The organism is Bacteroidia bacterium (assembly GCA_016218155.1).
Classification (GTDB): Bacteria; Bacteroidota; Bacteroidia; order Bacteroidales; family GWA2-32-17; genus GWA2-32-17.
In genome coordinates this window covers 38,432-57,527 of the sequence record JACREQ010000100.1, presented here as the reverse complement: position 1 = coordinate 57,527, position 19,096 = coordinate 38,432, and the positions used below count along the sequence as shown (strand labels likewise).

17 protein-coding genes are annotated in these 19,096 nt (G+C 32.2%); 8 read left to right on the top strand and 9 right to left on the bottom strand.

Annotated elements, in window-relative coordinates; all coding sequences use genetic code 11:
- Positions 1–59: 59 nt before the first annotated feature.
- On the bottom strand, positions 60–803 hold the full coding sequence (locus HY951_15960; GenBank protein MBI5541558.1) for an FkbM family methyltransferase: 744 nt from the start codon (positions 801–803) through the stop codon (positions 60–62).
- Positions 803–1,042, bottom strand: a complete 240-nt coding sequence (locus HY951_15955) for a DUF4834 family protein (GenBank protein ID MBI5541557.1) — start codon at positions 1,040–1,042, stop codon at positions 803–805. Before HY951_15955 ends, HY951_15960 begins: the two co-directional genes overlap by 1 nt.
- A gap of 187 nt (positions 1,043–1,229) precedes the next feature.
- Between HY951_15955 and rpmH the strand changes: the two genes are divergently transcribed.
- From rpmH to HY951_15915, 8 genes are all read left to right on the top strand, one after another.
- Positions 1,230–1,385, top strand: coding sequence for a 50S ribosomal protein L34 (gene rpmH, locus HY951_15950; protein ID MBI5541556.1), 156 nt, complete (start codon positions 1,230–1,232; stop codon positions 1,383–1,385).
- 131 nt (positions 1,386–1,516) lie between these two features.
- Positions 1,517–2,593, top strand: a complete 1,077-nt coding sequence (gene mqnE, locus HY951_15945; GenBank protein ID MBI5541555.1) for an aminofutalosine synthase MqnE — start codon at positions 1,517–1,519, stop codon at positions 2,591–2,593.
- Positions 2,594–2,669: 76 nt separating this feature from the next.
- Positions 2,670–4,310 (top strand): hypothetical protein, encoded by a 1,641-nt coding sequence (locus HY951_15940; protein ID MBI5541554.1) that lies wholly within the window; start codon positions 2,670–2,672, stop codon positions 4,308–4,310.
- A 15-nt stretch (positions 4,311–4,325) separates the two neighbouring features.
- Positions 4,326–5,795 (top strand): hypothetical protein, encoded by a 1,470-nt coding sequence (locus HY951_15935; GenBank protein MBI5541553.1) that lies wholly within the window; start codon positions 4,326–4,328, stop codon positions 5,793–5,795.
- A 119-nt stretch (positions 5,796–5,914) separates the two neighbouring features.
- Positions 5,915–7,144: a DEAD/DEAH box helicase gene (locus HY951_15930; GenBank protein MBI5541552.1), complete on the top strand. Its 1,230-nt coding sequence runs from the start codon at positions 5,915–5,917 to the stop codon at positions 7,142–7,144.
- A gap of 115 nt (positions 7,145–7,259) precedes the next feature.
- Entirely contained in the window at positions 7,260–7,598 is a 339-nt protein-coding gene (locus HY951_15925) for a hypothetical protein (protein ID MBI5541551.1), read from the top strand.
- A 59-nt stretch (positions 7,599–7,657) separates the two neighbouring features.
- Positions 7,658–7,948 carry a hypothetical protein gene (locus tag HY951_15920; protein ID MBI5541550.1) on the top strand — a complete coding sequence of 97 codons (291 nt, stop codon included), beginning with the start codon at positions 7,658–7,660 and terminating at the stop codon, positions 7,946–7,948.
- 103 nt (positions 7,949–8,051) lie between these two features.
- A complete protein-coding gene (locus tag HY951_15915; protein MBI5541549.1) occupies positions 8,052–8,369 on the top strand; it encodes a hypothetical protein in 318 nt (105 codons plus the stop codon).
- Between the two features lie 16 nt (positions 8,370–8,385).
- Here HY951_15915 and HY951_15910 read toward each other — a convergent pair whose 3' ends face one another.
- The 7 genes from HY951_15910 to trxA all read right to left on the bottom strand — a co-directional run bounded on the left by HY951_15910 (position 8,386) and on the right by trxA (position 19,033).
- Entirely contained in the window at positions 8,386–9,570 is a 1,185-nt protein-coding gene (locus HY951_15910; GenBank protein MBI5541548.1) for a hypothetical protein, read from the bottom strand.
- Between the two features lie 94 nt (positions 9,571–9,664).
- A complete protein-coding gene (locus HY951_15905; protein MBI5541547.1) occupies positions 9,665–12,202 on the bottom strand; it encodes a carboxypeptidase-like regulatory domain-containing protein in 2,538 nt (845 codons plus the stop codon).
- Positions 12,203–12,207: 5 nt separating this feature from the next.
- On the bottom strand, positions 12,208–13,068 hold the full coding sequence (locus tag HY951_15900; protein ID MBI5541546.1) for an rRNA pseudouridine synthase: 861 nt from the start codon (positions 13,066–13,068) through the stop codon (positions 12,208–12,210).
- A gap of 127 nt (positions 13,069–13,195) precedes the next feature.
- Positions 13,196–17,332, bottom strand: a complete 4,137-nt coding sequence (locus HY951_15895; protein MBI5541545.1) for a choice-of-anchor L domain-containing protein — start codon at positions 17,330–17,332, stop codon at positions 13,196–13,198.
- A gap of 219 nt (positions 17,333–17,551) precedes the next feature.
- On the bottom strand, positions 17,552–18,334 hold the full coding sequence (locus HY951_15890) for a DUF3108 domain-containing protein (protein MBI5541544.1): 783 nt from the start codon (positions 18,332–18,334) through the stop codon (positions 17,552–17,554).
- Positions 18,331–18,642 (bottom strand): MTH1187 family thiamine-binding protein, encoded by a 312-nt coding sequence (locus tag HY951_15885; protein ID MBI5541543.1) that lies wholly within the window; start codon positions 18,640–18,642, stop codon positions 18,331–18,333. The genes HY951_15890 and HY951_15885 overlap by 4 nt, the downstream gene beginning before the upstream one ends.
- A 73-nt stretch (positions 18,643–18,715) precedes the next feature.
- The gene (gene trxA / locus HY951_15880; protein ID MBI5541542.1) at positions 18,716–19,033 is read right to left on the bottom strand and encodes a thioredoxin; all 318 of its coding nucleotides are present in this window, start codon (positions 19,031–19,033) and stop codon (positions 18,716–18,718) included.
- Positions 19,034–19,096 lie beyond the last annotated feature (63 nt).

Genomic DNA, 19,096 nt, shown 5'->3' with positions numbered 1-19,096 from the left:
CTTTCGATCTGACGGGAAAATTAATTTTGTGAGTTTTTGTGTTTTTAGAGATTTTGTGGCTATGTTTTCGCTACAAAATAAAAATCATTAACACCGTGCAGTTTTTCATCAATACTCGCTTCGGTTAGTTCGTCGTTTTCTCTTAACAAACAAGTGGTATAGCCTAATTCTTCAAAAAGAGAAATTACGAATTTGCGATTTTCTTCACCACCAAGCTCAGATTGAACTAAAGGTTTGTGTTTTAAAAGTGTGCTTTTTAAATTTTCAAAAACGTATTGCTCATAACCTTCAACGTCACATTTAATAAAATCAACTTTTGCGATTTTTGCAAATAATTCATCCGGAATGCGCATTGGTACCTCAAAAGTCTGGGCAATATTTTCTTCTCCTTTTTTTACTATATGTGTCATCCCATGATGAACAACTCCATGTACAACAGGAGTACCCATATTTACTGTAGTATTTTCGCTACCCAAAGCAAAAGGAAGTAGTTCTGTTTTTTTGCAAATATTTTGAGAAACGTTTTTTTTCCAGATTTTTCCAAAAAGTGGAATTGGTTCTACCGAATATAATTCTCCATCTTTTCCAGCAAGTTTTGCTAAAAAATGACTGTAATATCCAACATTTGCACCAATATCAATACATGTAAATCCTGGTTTAATAATTTTTTTCAGAAAAAATAATTCGGGATATTTACTTTTTAAAAAACCAAGATTAACTAATCTTAGGTAAATAAAGCTTACAAAACTTAAGTAACCACCAAATCCTAAAATTTTAAGTAACAGATTGCGAATATTTTTCATTATTTTATTTCTTCAAAGTCAATATATTCGCCTTTATCTTTGTAATTAGAAGAACTATTTGACTGGGTTTTATTATGAAAAGTGGTTGTGTCTTGAGGTTGTTGTTCGTTAAACTGATTACTAAAATTTTTTGAAGCTCTTTTTACTGCTCTTCTTAAGAATAAAACCGCTACAATGCCTAGTATTACAAAAAAAAGAATAACAAAAAGAATAAATTTTAAAATAGAAAAGATAAACATATTTCGGCTATTTTATAATGAGCCAAAGGTAGTAACAAAAACAAATTTAAAAAAATCTATTGTAAGTCTCAGAAATGCTGAGATTAAACAAAAAAAGAATATTTTCTGAAAAGATATTTGTTGTTAATAAAAAAACAACTATTTTTGCAGTCCAATTTAAAAATAACGTTATAAACGATTAAATATCATGAAAAGGACTTTTCAACCTTCAAATCGCCGTCGTAAAAACAAACACGGATTCCGTGAAAGAATGTCAACAGCTAATGGTCGCCGTGTACTTGCATCACGTAGAGCAAAAGGACGTAAAAAATTAACAGTTTCTGACGAACGTAAGGGTAAGTAATTTATAGTTAACTACATATATTGAAAAGTAAAGAGAAATCTTTACTTTTTTTATTTTCTTTTTTTTACAAAAACCAATAAGGTATTTTAACTTTGTATAAATTATTTTTGATTAAGTAATAAGTGGAATCTGTGCAAAATCAATTAGATACTATACAAAATAAAGTTGAATTAAAGCAACGTATTTCGGTAGAAGAAGCAATTTTTTTATTTGAAAATGCTCCTTTGGGTTTGCTGGGATCAATGGCTAGTCATATTAAAGATCAAATAAATGGTAAAAATGTTTATTACAACCGTAATATTCATATTGAACCTACCAATATTTGTTTATATCGCTGTAAATTCTGTTCTTTTTCAAAAGATTCAACAGATGAATTAAGCTGGAATTACACTCATGAGCAAATTATTGATATAGTTAAGTCCCATATTAAAAATAAAATAACTGAAATTCATATTACGGGTGGGGTTTTCCCAAAACGTGATATTATTTGGTTTACAGAAATTATTTCAAAGATAAAAGCGGTTATTCCAAATGTACATGTTAAGGCATTTACCGCAATAGAGTTAGATTATTTAGCTAAAATAAGTAAAATATCTATTGAAGAATGTTTACAAAAACTTAAAACTGCAGGCTTGGGATCATTGGCTGGTGGAGGAGCAGAAATATTTAATAAAGAAATCAGAAATACTCTTTGTCCCGAAAAAGGTCCGGCAAAACTATGGTTAAATATTCACGAAACCGCTCACAAACTCGGAATTTTCTCAAATGCAACAATGCTTTACGGGCATATCGAAAGCTACATTCATAGAGTGGAACATATGGATGAACTTAGAAAACTACAGGACAGAACGCATGGATTTAATGCTTTTATTCCTTTAAAATTCAGAAAACAAAATAACTTTTTATCGCATCTGCCCGAAATAACTATGGTTGAAGATTTAAGAAATTATGCTGTTGCAAGAATATTTCTTGATAATATTCCACATATAAAGGCATATTGGCCAATGATTGGAAAAGAAACATCAAGATTTGCATTACATTTTGGTGCCGATGATTTGGATGGAACAATTCATGAAACTACCAAAATATATACTCTTGCCGGATCTGAAGAGCAATCACCAGTGATGTCTCCGACTGAAATTAATGAAATAATTACAAGTGAAGGTTTTATTCCTGTTGAAAGAGATTCTTTATATAATCCTATTTAGATTATTAAATAAGTTTATAACCAAACAACCTTTTTTCCGTAAAACAAGTCTTTAAAAAAGATTAAATATATTTGGTATGAATAAAAAACTTTTGTTTTTGTTATCAATTGTAACAGTTTCAATTTTAATGAATTCTTGTTACAAAGACAAGCTCGATTTTTCTAAGCTGTCAACTACTATGGAATGGGATCCAAACATGGCAGCACCGGCAATACATTCAACATTAACTATCCGCGATTTACTCAGAGATTATGATTCAACTGAACTATTTGTTGAAGACCAAACAGGTTTTTTATACTTAATGTATCACAAAGAGGTGTTTTCAATACCGGCATCTGATATAGTTACTTTACCTGATCAGAGTTTTTCGGATAATTTTACCGGAACTTCTTTTTCTCCGGGAGCTTTTCCTGCAGGTACAACTAGGTCTGCTACAAAAAATTATACTCAGACATTATTGCTTGGTACAGATGCAATTGATAGTTTAATTTTTAAAGATGCTACTTTTACAACTAATGTAACTTCTACCTTTTTGCATACAGGATTATTAACAATTACTTTTCCAACAGTTAGAAAAAATGGCTTGCCTTATTCTAAGACTATAAATATAAATACTTCAACAGGTACATTTTCTTCTAATCAGGTATTTACTGATTTAACAGACTATAAAGCAAATCTGAAAAATCCTAGCAATAACCAATTGCCAGTAAATCTTAGTCTTACTTTTGTTAGCAGTGGTGCCCCAATAACAGCAGGAAATCAGTTAACTCTTGATATGACTATAAGCAATGTAAAATATTCTATTTTATGGGGTAATATTGGTCAAAGAAATTTTAATATTCAGGAAGATACAGTAAATATTGAATTGTTTAACAATACAATAAATGCAAATATCTACTTTATGGATCCAAAGATTCGTTTGCATATAAGAAATTCTTTTGGAGTACCTATCAGAGCGACTTTTAATAATTTTAAAATTTATTCAACAGTCTCAAATACATATGTTCCTTATGTGTTCCCATCGGCATATTCACCTTTATTAATAGCCGGGGCCACAATACCTGGCACTTTTGCACCAACAGATATACAGCTTGATACTACAAATTTTTCAAATATCAGATCTATCGTTGCCGAAAATCCAAGGTTTGTTTATTTACAAACATCTGCTATGACAAACCCACCGGGAACAACACAATATAATTATGTTATGGACACTAGTCGTCTGGCTGTTGATTTGGAAGTAGAATTACCTTTATGGGGTCGTGCTTCTTGGTGGGTAATGCAGGATACATTGGATTTTGATTTTTCAGATTTTTATAAAGATTCTGTACCCGATTTAGATAATATTGATTGGGTTAAATTAAAAATTAATATTTTAAATGGTATGCCAACAGAGGCAGGTGTTCAGATTTACTTGACAGATACTTTGTATAATGTTATTGATACAATTTTTACACCGGCTAATATGGAAATTATTCAAAGCGGTATTCTTGGTGGAACAGGGAAAGTTGTTACTCCAACAAGAAAAACAACTGAGGTTATGATTTATGGAAGCAGGCTAGCTGGTTTGATGGGTGTTAAGAAAGCTCTTGTTAGGGGTTATGTACATACAACAAATCAAGGATCTACTAATGTTAGGTTTTATTCCGATTATGCTCTTGATGTAAAAATGGGAGTTCAGGTACAGTCACATTTTAATACAGGAACTGATTTTTAACAAGGAGGAAAAATAATGAAAACAATAAAAATATTATCCATATTTATAGTTTTTTGGTTTGCGGCTACAACTATTTTTGCTCAGCAAAACCATACACTTTATTACATGCATAGGGTTCCACAAGCGAATTTATTAAATCCTGCAATACAAAACGAATGTAAACTTTACTTAAGTGGAATGATACTTCCTGTAGTTGGACAAGTATTACCTCCGTTACATATTAATTATAATAATAATGGTTTTGCATTAAATCAGTTAATAAGACCAGGAACTGGAGCACAGGCTGATTCAATGGTTTTTGACATACCTTATCTTCTTAAAAAACTTAAAAAGGTTAATTATACTTCTATCGAGTCAGATATAAATTGGTTCTCTGCCGGTTATAAGTGGAAAAGCTGGTATTTTACATTTAACCTGACCGAAAAGTTAGATATACAAGCTAGCTTCCCTAAGGATATGGTTACTCTTGCCTGGGAAGGTAATGGAAAATCATTGCTTGGTAAAGAAGCATTCTTAAGTTATGTAGGTGCTGGTGTAAATTGGTATCGTGAATGGGCAATTGGAGCTTCAAAAACATTTGGCAATAAATGGACAGTTGGTGCTCGTGGTAAATTGTTATTTGGTAAAGAAAATCTTTGGTTTAAAAGTCACCAGTTAACTTGGAAAACAGATGAAGAAGATTTTGCTTATACATTTAAAGCTGATTGGGAACTTCATTCATCTCAACAGTTTTATAATATAACAAAGCTCCAGATGGACTACCTGAACGATTCATTGATGTTTGAAATGGATACAGTTCTTGACCCTGGTAACATTACAAGCAGTGATATTAAAGGAATAATTATGGATGGAAGAAATCCGGGAGGAGCAATAGATTTAGGATTTAAATATGTTTATAATAATAAACTGAATTTTTACGGAAGTTTGCTTGATTTAGGTTTTATACGATATAAGAATAATGTGAACAGTGTTAAAGCATCAGGCGAATTTGAATTTGATGGGTGGGATATTCAACCATATTTTAACGACAAGAATGATTCTGTAGCAAAAGCACATGCAGATGCTTTTAAAGATTCTGTAATTAAAATATTTGATCCTCAGTTAGAGAAAAAGTCTTATAGTTACTGGCTTGCACCTAAGATGTATTTAGGAGGAACATATACAATTAACAATAAATTTAACGTAGGACTTTTATTCAGAGGTGATGTGTTTTTGAAACGTTTGCATGGTGGTGTAACATTAAGCGGAAATGCGAATCTTACGAAATGGTTTATGGGAACGTTAAGTTATACAGTAGAAAATAATTCATTTAAACAAGTTGGAGCAGGGGTTTTATTTAAAATACCATGGTTTCAATTTTATGTTGTTACAGATAACGTTTGTGGAATTATATGGCCTCAGGCAACAAGAAATCTTAACGTGAGATTAGGAATCAATATGTTATTTGGTTGTGATAAAAAACAAACCAGTACGTTAGTTAACTAAGTTTATTTATATCGTGTTATGATATACTGATTTATTGCATTAAACTTTTCTTAACTTTACAAAATATTACTTTAAACATAGGTCAATACTCTATGCTTATATTTACTTAGATAAACAAAATGAATTTTAAAGAATTTGGTCTCGATGAAAGATTGTTAGAAGGCATTGATGCAATTGGTTACGAGACGCCAACGCCTATTCAGGAAAAGGTTATACCGGTAATTTTAAATGGAAGTGATTTGATTGGATCTGCACAAACAGGAACAGGTAAAACTGCTGCCTTTTTATTGCCACTAATAAATAAAATTATTTCTGAGGAACAGGATAATGATATTAAAGCATTGATAATAGTTCCTACACGTGAGTTAGCTGTTCAGATTGAACAACATTTAGAGGGAATTGCATATTTTGCAAGAGTAGGTTCAATATCTGTTTATGGTGGTGGTGACGGGTTGGCATTTTCAAGAGAACAAATGGCCCTAACACAAGGCACAGAAATTGTGATTTGCACACCAGGAAGAATGATATCTCATTTAAATATGGGAAATGTTAATATTTCAGAGTTGAAATATTTAGTGCTTGATGAAGCAGACAGGATGCTCGATATGGGGTTTTATGATGATATTATGAAAATAATATCTTTTCTTCCGGTTCAAAGGCAGACATTACTTTTTTCGGCAACAATGCCAACTAAAATCAGGCAGATTGCACGAAAGATTTTAGTTAATCCTGTTGAAATAAATATTGCACTTTCAAAGCCACCCGAAAAAATAAAACAGGAAGCATATATAGTGTACTATTCACAAAAAATTCCTTTGGTAAGTGCTATACTTAGCGAAAGAAAATTAAGGAGTGTTATAGTTTTTTGTTCAACTAAACAAGGTGTAAAAGATTTAACCAGAGAATTAAAAAGAGCTAGATTTTCTGTAGCTGAAATTCATTCTGACCTTGAACAAAGCGAAAGAGAAAAAGTGCTTTTAAATTTTAAAAACAGAACTTTAAATATTTTAGTTGCAACAGATATTCTTTCAAGAGGTATAGATATTGAAGATATTGATCTGGTAATAAATTTTGATGTGCCAAATGATGGTGAAGATTATGTGCATCGTATCGGACGCACAGCTCGTGCAGAAAATGATGGTTTAGCAATGACTCTTGTAAGTGAAAATGAACAGGGTAAATTTTCTGAAATAGAAGACTTGCTTGGAAGTGAAGTTCCGAAAATGATAATTCCAGAAAAATTTGGAAAAGTTCCTGAATATAATCCTAAAAAGAATAAACAAGCCAATAATCGCAGGGGTTTCAGAAAACCAGGATTTAACAATAAAAGATCATTTCGAAAGAGTTGATGTTAAATAATAGAAAAAAAACTGGTAATTAATTTTGACTTCCAGATATTTTTAATTTAACTTTGGTTTGTAAAACAGCTATTAGTAAATTAATTGCAATAAAAAATGAGTAATTATGGAAAGTCAGAACTCAAATATTAGCGGTACTACGCAACGAAAAAAAATGGCGCCAGAGGCAATGTCTGCAATGATATGGGGAATTGCATCACTTGCTGCAATGGCTTTGTTTGGTTTTATAGCATCATTTGTTGCTTTTTCAAAACGCAAAAAAGCATTAAGAGCTTATGAAGAAAATCCAGGTATGTATAACGAGAAGTCGTTAAACCTACTGAAAACTGCAAAAACATGTGCAACTATTGGTTTAATCACCTCAATTTGCTTTACTATATTTTGGATATTATATATTGTTTTAATAGTATATTTGGTTTCAATGTCAAATAGTTATTATTATTGATATTTAAAATCATTTTATAACTTTGAATTATATTAACAAACAATTTAAAACAAATAATTATGGAAGAATTAAAAAAGAAAGTTGTACCTGGTGCAGTTTCTGCAATGATTTGGGGAATAGCTTCACTAGCAGCAATGGCTGCTTTTGGTTGGATTGCAGCAATAGTTGCATTTTCGAAACGCAAAAAGGCATTAGCTACTTATGAGCAGAATCCTTCAGATTATAGTGAAAAATCCTTAAGTGTTTTACGGTCAGCTAAAACTTTTAGCATTATTGGCTTAATTGCATCAAGTGTATTTACTTTAATCTGGATAATTTATATAATTGCTGCTATCGTAATGTTTGCTTAATTTTAAAAATAAAATTATTGAGCCTGTGTAATAATACATAGGCTCTTTTTTTAACTGTATTTTAAGTAAATTGATTGAAAAATTAATTAAGAATAACAATATTATGTACGAACAAAAAAAGAAAATTGTACCAGGTGCGTTGTCTGCAATGTTTTGGGGTATTTCCTCAATAATGGCACTTTACATGTTTGGTTGGGTTGCATCAATAGTTGGTTTCTCTAAAAAAGCTGCTGCTCAAAAACTTTACGATGAAAACCCTAATGAATGGAATGAAAAATCATTAAATATCTTACGAACAGCAAAAACTTGTAGCACTATTGGTTTATGGGTATCTATTTTTTCTACGATTATGTTAATTTTATATATCGTTTTTATAGTTTCAATGGTATCTCATAGTTACTATTCTCCTTACTATTACTAAAAATAAAAAGTAAAAGTTAAAGGTTTTCTGGAAGGAATTTATTTTTAAGTAATTTATATTCTTCGGGGAAGCTGCTTTTAAGAATAGATGTATAATAATTATATGGCTTATGTTGAAAAAACATAGGCTCTTTTTTATATAATTCTTTGTTTATAAAATATCCGTCAGTTCCTTTTTTAAAAATTTTCATTAAAGAATCGTTTTTAAGAATTTTCGGGTCTTTTAAAATTTTGGGGTAAACTACCGGATTAATTTTTATTGTGTTTCCTAATCTGCAATAGTTGATGTCCTTTACATATTGAGGTAATTCAGATGTCCCTAAATCTTTTGCAATTTGTTTGGATGCAGATGAGCTAAACAAGTTTACCGATTTTGTAATTCCACCTTCAAAAAGGTTTACAACTCCATCTGATAATGCATCTTTAATGCTAAAGGACTCATAGTCAAAAAGCAAAGTTTTAATATTATCTTTTAAATAATTTGTGTCTTTATAACTTAATGGAAGTAGAGGAACCTGATCAGATGGATTGATTAGATTAAAGCTTGTATTGTTAATACAATACCTTATGTTATATTCATCAGTAAATTGTTTGTTGCCTATCATTGGGGCGCCAAAAGAATATGTTTTAAATTTATTGTCTTTAGAAATTTCATTTCCCGATAGATTCTCTAAATATGTTCTTAATAAATTTGCCAAAGCACCTCCCTGACTGTGTCCGGTGATAATAAAATTATAAATACCTTCTTTATTTAGTATATTAATTTGGTATAAAATATCATTATGCAAATATGCTAAACCTAATGCATATCCTGCATGTACTGCGGCATTAGAATCTTTTGCAAAACAATAGTCGAATTTCTCTCCAGAAATTTTAATTATGCCCTTGGCAGGAATCATAGCAGAACTAAAATTTTCAAGCCAAGAGATTTTTTTATCTGTTGAACCTCTTAAATTTATTACAGCTATTTTATCATTTATGTAAATCTGATATTTGTTATCCATGCCAAAAATACCAGATGTATATCTTTTTAAATATTTAGGTGGTATTATTTCAGCATCGGTATTATAAATATCTAAAAAGGTATAACTGCAGCAAAGAGCCATCATATCCCTTGCTTCATATTTACTAAATCCTTCTTTTATCTGAGCAAAAGAATTTATTGAGAAAAAAAGTATTATTATAAAACTAAATATCTTCATTAATTAAATCTTATACTTATTAAGAAACAGTTACAAAGTTCAAATTATTGTTATAATTATCAAAACAAATTTTAAGCGAATAAGTTTTATTTTATTAACCGAGCTTAATAGATATTTTAACTGTAAAATTTTCTTTTGTTTTTAAAAAACCATATGGTCCCCAACGGTAATAAAAAGCTATTCCATAACCTGCAATTGATTGAGTTAATAAATTTCCGAAAACAATTCCGGATTCGTAATATCCATTCTCTAAGGTGTTAAATTGAAGCCCTTTATGCAGCTCGCTTTTATCTAAACTACCAAATCCAATATTCTGGCAAATAGAGATGCTCGGCTGAAATTTTCCTACTTTAAATAATAATCTTCCAAAATTATGTGTAAAAAATACAGAAGCAAATTTATCAGAGTAAAATTCATTCATCCTCATTGTTGCAAAAGTATTTGATGCGTCAATTGAAAATTTTGAGTAATTACTGTAACCGTTGTATAATAAAGTTAATGGTAAAGTTCTGTCAACATAACCACAGCTTAATTGTATTGATGTTTTTCCTGCTAATTTTAAATCAAAATCAGCATTTATTTTTGCTTCGTATTTCCAGTATTCAAAATTATCTTTTGCGGTTTTAAATCCATGACTAACATTAAAGAAAATAACAGGGTATTTTGAACCCAATGAATATTTTCCAAAGAAAGTTTTCATGAATTTTTCTTTGTATGCATATTTTAATTTTATACCGGCTTCTGATGATGAAAAACTGTTTTTTAATGTGTCTGGAAGTAACTTGTAGAAATAATCAGATGATGGTGTGTAATATGTTATTTTCGCATAACCTTCAGTTTTTAAATAACGTAACCATCTAAATGAAAGTGATGATTTATATTCATCGTATTTATCCATTCTGTTAACAAGAATTTGTCTGTATAATTCAGTTGAAGTTAAGGATTTATACTCGAGCATAGAATATGATCCAACTTCACTAACATCGTGCGAATATGAAGCTGTAAACTGGGTTTCGCTTTGTAAACTTGGTCTGAATTTTAATCGCCCACCATATTTAAAATCTTTGTCTTTAATACCATATGCGCCATATCCGCCAACAGATAACCAAGATAAGATTTTTTCATTAGTCATAATATCCAAGCAGGGTCTTAACCCTTCAAAATGATTATATGCAAGAATTCTTGCAAAGTCAATATTAATAAAACCCCACGAAACATAGCCTTTAGTAAGTTTCTCGAGTACTTTAAGTTTTGTGTCTAAATGTTCTGCCTGACCAATACTGTCAATTATTTTATATGTTTCTTTTTCCTTATCATTTAAAGTTTCAGTACGGTATTTTGTCCAAAATGTACTATCTTGTTTTGCAGCATCTTTGGTGATTTCGAGTTGAATGTTATTAAATTGTTTTGGAGCTAAATCAGGGTTAATTTCTATCTTATCTATATAACTTTTTCCAACACCAAGAAGTGGTAAAACACGATTTCTTATTACTGCAATTGTGTCATTTAATAACAATGTGTCGGGATGATCGCTGACTTGTAATCCCGAAAATTTTAAATCTGTATTTAGTTGAACAGGAAACCACTGAGTGTTGTTAATAAACTCATATTTCTGCTGTATTTTTGCATCAAATCCACCTTTATTTTCAGATGGTTCTGCTTTCACAGATTGTAATGCATAATGATTTGAATTAATTTGAATAACACCTTTAAGTCCGTCAAATAAAGTTCCTTTTGATGGTCTGAATGAAATTACAAATACAGTGTCATTTGATTCAGTGTAAGTGGTGTCCTCTATTTGGTAAAAATATTTTTTTATTGCTGTTTTTGCGATAGGACTCAAATATTTTTTACCACCAACATCAACTAAATCTGTATAAAAAGAAAATGATTGTAATTGTGTTGCTAGAAGTATGAAATATGGTTGTTTCAATCCTGAACTACGCGAAGCAATTACTTTTTCCTGGTTTTTATCCGGAAATAAGAATTTTCGTTCACTTACAGTCTCAGTTAAAAAAATATGTTGTTTTGAAAAAAATGCTTCGATACTTTTATCTGTTAGCGAGTCATCTGTTAATGTGTCTTTTGTTTTTACAGTTCTGTATTTTTCAAATTTTGATTGATTTTTTGTTGTAACTTTTATTGTATCATAAGTAGCATCTTTCATTTTAGGATCAATAGTAAAATACATTTTGTTATATGAGATGTAAGCAAATGAACCCATTTTTTCAGGATTGTTTCTATCTCTATTTTCAATAACAGCACTAATAATACGATGTGCAGAGTTTTCACCTGCAACTACAGTAATCTCAGAAAGATCTAATAAAGTTGATTTTAAAGATATTTTTAATGTTTCTTTTTGCTCAAAAGTGTTAATTGTAACAGATTTATTTGAGTAACCAATATAACTAAATATAAGGGTAACCTTATCAGAATTAGTTTGAAAAGAAAAATAACCATCTATATTTGTTGAGGTACCTAAATTTTTTGCACCGTAAACAACGTTCACAAATGCTAATGGTTCATGAGTTATTTCGTCAGTAACTTTACCTGTTATTCTATATGATTGTGAAAATGCAGAAAATGAAAACAAATTGAAGAATAAAAAAAGAGAAATGAATATTTTCTCCATTGTTATCATTCAAATGCGCCCATTTTTATCATACTAACTTCGTCAGGTGTAAGAAATCTCCAGCGTCCGCGTGGTAGTGCTTTTTTTGTTAAGCCAGCAAAATATACTCTGTCAAGTTTAATAACTTTATATCCGAAATGTTCAAATATACGCCTTACAAGATGATTTCTACCAGAGTGAACTTCGATTCCTATCTGACTTTTATCAACAGGATCGGCGTAGTTAATTTCATCTGCTTTAATAAAACCATCATCAAGTTCAATGCCTGTTGCAATAGCATCCATATCATCTTTCTTAATGTTTTTGTCAAGAAACACATGATATATTTTTTTCTTATTAGAACGTGGATGAATTAGTTTAGCTGCAAGTTCACCATCATTAGTAAGTAAAAGAATCCCGGTTGTATTGCGGTCTAAACGACCTACAGGCATAACACGCTCTTTACATGCGCCGCGTATTAATTCAAGTACAGATTTGCGTCCACGGTCATCTTCTGCTGTTGTTATATAATCTTTAGGTTTATTTAATAAAATGTAAACCTTTCTTTCCTGGCGTATACTTTCATTATTAAATTTAACCACATCGCCCGGATAAACTTTAGTTCCGAGTTCAGTAATTACTTTTCCATTTATAGTTACAACACCTGATAAAATATAATCATCTGCCTGACGCCGGCTGCAAATACCTGCATTTGCCAGATATCTGTTTAGCCTCATCGAATCATCGGTTTTCTTAAAAAGTGATTGTTTTGAAGGCTTATCTTTATTGAAATTATTTTTTTTGAAGGCAGGCTTTTGCCTTGCGGGTTTGTCGTTACCGTTTTTTGCTTTAGTTATCACGGTTTTTTTTCCGCCTCTATGTTCCATAATGTGATTATTAATATTGCAAAGGTACAAATTATAGTTTTATAAAAGGATAACTGATTGCATCATAAATAATATAAAAAAAGGAACACTTTTAAAGCATTCCTTTTTTTAAATATATTTCGATTAATTATCTTACAACCGTAACAGCTCCTGTTGCTTCGTGTTCATTACCTCTGTTGTCTTTAAACTTAGCAATCCAGGTGTAAGTTCCTACAGGTACAATCTCGTTATTCTTAGCTCTTCCGTCCCATTTTTCAGTTTGTTCTGTAAGTTCACTATATATTTTCGTATCCCATATAATTTCTCCCCATCTGTCGTAAACAGCCATATAAAATCCCGTTTCTTTAATTCCATGAGCAAGACCGAGGAAGAAATCGTTAACTTTATCACCATCCGGCGAGAATGCAGTAGGAGCGTAGAATGTATATTCTTCTTGTATAACAACCGGATAAACAACCGTATCATAACACCCTTTATTTGAGATAGCAATTAACTCAACCGAATAACTTCCTGCGTCATTGAATTTGTGTGTAGGATTAATAACTCCTGTAGAATCCCCATCTCCAAATGTCCAGATGTAGTTAACCGCATTGATAGACATGTTAGTAAATTGTACAACAGGCTTAATAATAGAAGCAAATTCTGGTGACCAAACAAAATGAGCTTCCGGTTTAGGCCAAACAGTAATCATGTCAGTATATGTTCTGATTGTTTTGCATCCGTATTTAGATGTAACTGTAAGTGTAACTGTAAATGTTCCTGAATGTGTGTACACATGAACCGGGTTTTTCGCAAGCGAAAGATTTTCATTATCTCCAAAATCCCAAAGATATGTTTGACCGTTATCCGGGTTAATCTCATTAAAATGTACCGTAAACGGCTGACATCCCTGAACAGAATCAGGAAGCGCGTCAGCAGGTGGGAACGGATATACAAATATGTTAACTCCACTAGTATCAAATGTTCCGCAAGCGTCCTCAACATAAACCGAATAATAGCCGGTTTGCTCGGGATATACATAAATAGGAGGAGTAACAACCATTCCATCTTGATTAATAATCATGTATGGTGGTCCTATACCGCCTGTGATAACCGGAGTAAGCATAACTGCTTCTCCATGACAAACGCTGTCTGCATTTTGTATAAGAGTTACATTAATTTTCGGCGAAACGTGAACAGTAATAATAGCCGTATTACTAGGGCATCCGTTACCGTCAATTGCTGTAGCAATATATTGTGTGGTAGTATCCGGATTAACAAGAATAGCGGGATTAGAAGGCACTCCATCCCAGAAGAAACTATATGTTCCGCTTCCCCCTGTCGCACTAATAGTAATCGGTGCCGATTGTCCCAAACAAATAGTCATGCTTGGAGTACAACTGATAATAAATGGCGAAGGTTCAATTATAGTAGTTCCGTTAGTAGCTGTACATCCATTAAGGTCAGTAATTACAACCGAATAAGTTCCTGCTCCAATACCAGCTAAATCTTCCTGATTAGAACCGTTACTCCAAAGGAACTGATACGGGAATGTACCACCTGATATATTTAAATTAGCAGATCCGTTCATTTGTCCGTAACAAAGTAAATCTGTAGGAGTAATACTATGAACTAAAGGAGTAGGATTATTAAGGTTAACAATAGTTTGAGCAGATGTACATCCGTTAAGTGAAACTGTTAATCCAACAGACTGTGGTCCCGGTGTAGCCCATGAAACCGAATGTGGTCCTGCTCCTGTTCCTGGTAATGCAGTGCCTCCGTTCCATGTCCAATTATATGTACAAAGTCCGTTACAGTTGCCGATGTAATTAATAGTAGATATGCCTCCTGTACAAGCAATCGCAGTTGCAGTGAAATCCGAACTAGGTGTTTGTGTAAGCTGAACAACAACATTATCCTGATCGGTACACCCGTTGCCATTATTTTCAGTCCAGGTAAATGTATATGTTCCCGAAACTCCAACTGTAACTGTAGCATTAGGGTTGTTAGGGTTGTCGAATGAGGCATTGCCAGGACCCGAAGCCAATGTCCATGTACCTGTGCCAACACTTGCAACTGCCTGCATAGTGTTAGAAAGTTGACAAACAGATACGTCGGGACCTGCATTTGCTATGGGGGTAGTGGTAAATACAACATTTACGCTGGCAGAACTTGTACAACCATTGTTATTTTCAGTCCATGAAAAAGTATATGATCCATCAGTTGTGACTGTGACATTTGTTGAGGCGCTGTTAACATTAGCAAAGACCACACCCGTTGAAGGAGCTGCTGTCCATGTTCCTGTTCCAACACTTGCATTACCTGTTAAATTAAAAGAATGAGAACATGTTTGTCCACCTATTCCTGCATTGGCAACAGGTTGCTGGTTAAATGTTATTGTTACAGCATCACTGGCAGTACACGATACGCTGTTTGCTTCTGTCCATGTAAAAGTATATACACCTCCGGTTGGTACAGTAACATTACTGGTAGGGCTTGCCGGATTTGTGAAACTTGCAGTTGCAGGCACACTAGTCCAGACACCAACTGGAATTGATGCAACTCCTTCTAAATTTGTAGTAAGAGAGCAAACTGTTTTGTTAACTCCGGCGTTTGGTGTTGGCATAGTGCAACATTGTGGGCTACCTGCAGCATAAACAATAACATTTTGTGTTGATTGTGAACTTATACAGCCATTTTCGGTAACTGTAAGTGTAATGTTATATGTTGCATCAGTTGTCCAAGTAATTGTGTATGGTCCTTGACCGGAGCCACTTTGAACAGTAGCGCCATTAAAATTCCAACTATATGTGGCTCCAATACCGGCATTGCCAGTATATGTCACAGTACAAGGTTGGTTAACGCAAATTGGAGTTGTAGCTGTAAAAGTTGATGTTGGGTTAGGGGTAACAGTAACGATTACCTGATCTGTGGCTGTCTGACCACATGCATCAGTTGCTGTAACTGTATATGTTGTTGTAGTTGCAGGAGAAACATTAACTGTTGCACCGGCTCCTCCGCCATTATTCCATGCAAAAGTAATAGGTGCAGCACCACCAGAAGAAATTGCTGTTAGTGTAGCAGGCATTGCACTGGCACAAAGACTTTGGTCAATACCGGCATTTACTGTTAAAGCAGAATTATTGGAAATGTAAACAGTGTCATAACTAAAACCTCCGCAGCCACTAGGCATAGTAAATATTACGGTTTCAGTACCTTCAGCTATTCCATCTAAAGTAGGATTTATTACAAAAGAAGTTGATGTGCTTCCGGCTGGAATAGTAAGAGATGCCGGAATTGCAGGAAAATCAACACCATTTGTTGCAGTTCCACTTATAGTATAATTTACAACAAGAGGCGATGCTGGTGCATTACCTACGGTTGCAGTTACTGTAGCTGTTGAACAACCTTCTCCTGCTGTTGTGCCATTGGAATATGTTACAACAATATCCAACGCATCTGTAGAAAATGAATTAGCTTCAAGAAAAACACCTGAATCTAATGCTCCATCTCCAACATCACCTACAGCAATTTTGATGTGATAAGGGACACATGGTGTAACATTACATTGTGCAGTAAGTACAGTTGTAAATCCATTATATACAATGGTAGAGCCACTCCCATTATCGACAAAATAGGAAGAGTAACCTAATGAAGTACATGTGCCTGTTCCAAAACTTCCAGCTGAACCACTATTAACTGAATTAATCATTACAGGAATAGTTGTACTTGGAATTAATGCAATATTTTGATTTGTATAGTTCCCACCTAGCGGATTTGGTCCGGTTACAAAAAAACCAAAAGCATCATTATATGTAGAACAAACATAATCAGGGTATTCTTCAGAAGCAAAAACATATCGAAATGAAAAAGTATTCTGTAAGGGAGTGAAATCGAATTCTAAAACAGCTGCATCCTGTGAAGTGTTACTAGAAATAGCATCAAGTTCGGATGTACCAGGCCCTCCAATAATATCACTCATCCCTGTACCAGCCGTATTTGGAATATTTGTAACATAACCAGTTGCTAAAACGATTCCTTGATTAAGACCTAGATTTGTGGTATTTCCATTACTAAATCCTGCGATTTGACATGCTGCTGAAGTATTACAGGAAACACCTTGAAATGTTACATTCGAAACAGTAACACCTCCTCCTACCAAATCATTCTGAACCAATTGGGTTGGACTTGATGTTGTATTCAATACTAACTGGCTAAATACATGCGATACAAAAAAGATATTTACAAATATTAATGTAAATATTATAATAATCTTATTTTTCATATTATGTTTTTTGGGTCAATTATATTTAAGACAGTCTTTTTAAAAAAAAGTTGCCTATAAATTTAAAAATTGTTGATAAAAAAACATTAAAAAACGAAACATTTTTAAAAGCAAGTAAAAACCTTTCTGCTATTGAAAAACATAAACGAAAAGAAAGTATTTAAATAAGAAAGTTAGAGGAAAAACTAAAATAGCTGCCTAAAAAAATGTAAAAACAGATTATTTATTTCCGTTATATGATGAAATAAATGCTTTTACAGAACCCACAAGAATATCTGCTTCTATATATACCGGTATATGGAAATTGTCATTAGTTACCCAAATTTTCATATTTTCACCTGAAGTAAAAATTGTTCCGGAAACCAGACTGGCAGAGAATTTTATACAATTTGTTTTTTTTCCTTCTCTATCTTCAAAAACTGCTGGTCCCAAATATTTTACATATAAAGGTTCATATTTATTATCCATAAATATTAAAAACGGAATTTTGGAATTAATAGAATATTTTGAGAAATCTAAATTTCTGCAAACATAAATAGCAGATAATAAGTCGAAGGTGTTTTGTCTTAATGCTATGGTATCTTTAGTAAGTTTAGTATTACTGTTTTCTATTTGAGAATATAATTTATTTTTTTGATAATCGAATTCATATATTTCATTGGCAAAATAACTTCCCTCAATTGATTTTCTTGCATATTTTATAGGTTTTACAGTTAAGCAGTCAAAATAAGATGAAAAAACTTCTCTTACTTTCATTACCCAATCATAAGAAGAATATGAAGATCCGGAGCTTTTAAAAATATATGTAGGTTTGTTGTTAAAGCTTATACTATCAACAGAAAATTCAACTTTACCTGCATTAACCCAAATAAAGCCGAGGTTGTACATAATATTATATGAAATCCTTTCACCTGATTTAAATGCCGAATTATCCATAAAGCTTTGAGAAAAAATTTGCTTTGATGGAATAATCAGAGCGAAAAAAAGTAGAATTCTGATCATTTATTTACATCACCGATTCTATTTTCGATTGATTTAATTTTTTGATCTAATCTATGGTTACAGTTTTTTCTAATATCAAATTTTACTGTAGAATAAATTCTTTCTGTGTGTGGAAGAAGAATATCCTGAGCTTTCTGAACAACTGCCAGTGCTTCTTCAAGTGTTTCTGTTTCAATTATTGTTCCCATCGCTGTAAGTTTATAATTAGGAACATCATTTCTGATCATCTCTATTACTTTACTTACAAATTCACTCTTGCTTGTTCCAACATCTGTTGGAAACATTGCAAATTCCATTAATACTGACATCTTATTTTAGTATGGATGATAAATTACGAATGACAAATATTACCATTCGTAATTTGTAATCCGTAATTAATTATTATAATAGTTTGTCAATTTTTTCAGCTAAAGCTTTTTTAGGAACAGCTCCAACTTGTTTGTCAACTACCTGACCGTTTTTAAAAAACAGAATTGTAGGAATATTTCTTATTCCATATTTTGAAGCTACTCCAACATTATTGTCTACGTCTACTTTTCCGAAAACAGCTTTTCCATTATATTCTTCGGCAAGTTCATGAACTAATGGAGCTATCATTCTGCATGGTCCGCACCATTCAGCCCAAAAATCAACTAATACAGGTTTGTCAGATTTTACAACTAATTCCTCAAAATTAGCATCGGTAAATTCAATAGTCATTTTATAAAGTTTTTAATTTGTTAAAATTACATTAAAAATATATTCATTAAATAAATTCCCAAA

Excerpts from the sequence above, each read along its gene's own strand:
- HY951_15925 (MBI5541551.1), top strand. The coding sequence starts at position 7,260 with ATGGAAAGTCAGAACTCAAATATTAGCGGTACTACGCAACGAAAAAAA.
- HY951_15930 (MBI5541552.1), top strand. The coding sequence starts at position 5,915 with ATGAATTTTAAAGAATTTGGTCTCGATGAAAGATTGTTAGAAGGCATT.
- HY951_15935 (MBI5541553.1), top strand. The coding sequence starts at position 4,326 with ATGAAAACAATAAAAATATTATCCATATTTATAGTTTTTTGGTTTGCG.
- HY951_15960 (MBI5541558.1), bottom strand. The coding sequence starts at position 803 with ATGAAAAATATTCGCAATCTGTTACTTAAAATTTTAGGATTTGGTGGT.
- HY951_15895 (MBI5541545.1), bottom strand. The coding sequence starts at position 17,332 with ATGAAAAATAAGATTATTATAATATTTACATTAATATTTGTAAATATC.
- HY951_15955 (MBI5541557.1), bottom strand. The coding sequence starts at position 1,042 with ATGTTTATCTTTTCTATTTTAAAATTTATTCTTTTTGTTATTCTTTTT.
- HY951_15940 (MBI5541554.1), top strand. The coding sequence starts at position 2,670 with ATGAATAAAAAACTTTTGTTTTTGTTATCAATTGTAACAGTTTCAATT.
- HY951_15890 (MBI5541544.1), bottom strand. The coding sequence starts at position 18,334 with ATGATCAGAATTCTACTTTTTTTCGCTCTGATTATTCCATCAAAGCAA.
- HY951_15910 (MBI5541548.1), bottom strand. The coding sequence starts at position 9,570 with ATGAAGATATTTAGTTTTATAATAATACTTTTTTTCTCAATAAATTCT.
- HY951_15885 (MBI5541543.1), bottom strand. The coding sequence starts at position 18,642 with ATGTCAGTATTAATGGAATTTGCAATGTTTCCAACAGATGTTGGAACA.
- trxA (MBI5541542.1), bottom strand. The coding sequence starts at position 19,033 with ATGACTATTGAATTTACCGATGCTAATTTTGAGGAATTAGTTGTAAAA.
- HY951_15915 (MBI5541549.1), top strand. The coding sequence starts at position 8,052 with ATGTACGAACAAAAAAAGAAAATTGTACCAGGTGCGTTGTCTGCAATG.
- HY951_15905 (MBI5541547.1), bottom strand. The coding sequence starts at position 12,202 with ATGGAGAAAATATTCATTTCTCTTTTTTTATTCTTCAATTTGTTTTCA.
- HY951_15920 (MBI5541550.1), top strand. The coding sequence starts at position 7,658 with ATGGAAGAATTAAAAAAGAAAGTTGTACCTGGTGCAGTTTCTGCAATG.
- rpmH (MBI5541556.1), top strand. The coding sequence starts at position 1,230 with ATGAAAAGGACTTTTCAACCTTCAAATCGCCGTCGTAAAAACAAACAC.
- HY951_15900 (MBI5541546.1), bottom strand. The coding sequence starts at position 13,068 with ATGGAACATAGAGGCGGAAAAAAAACCGTGATAACTAAAGCAAAAAAC.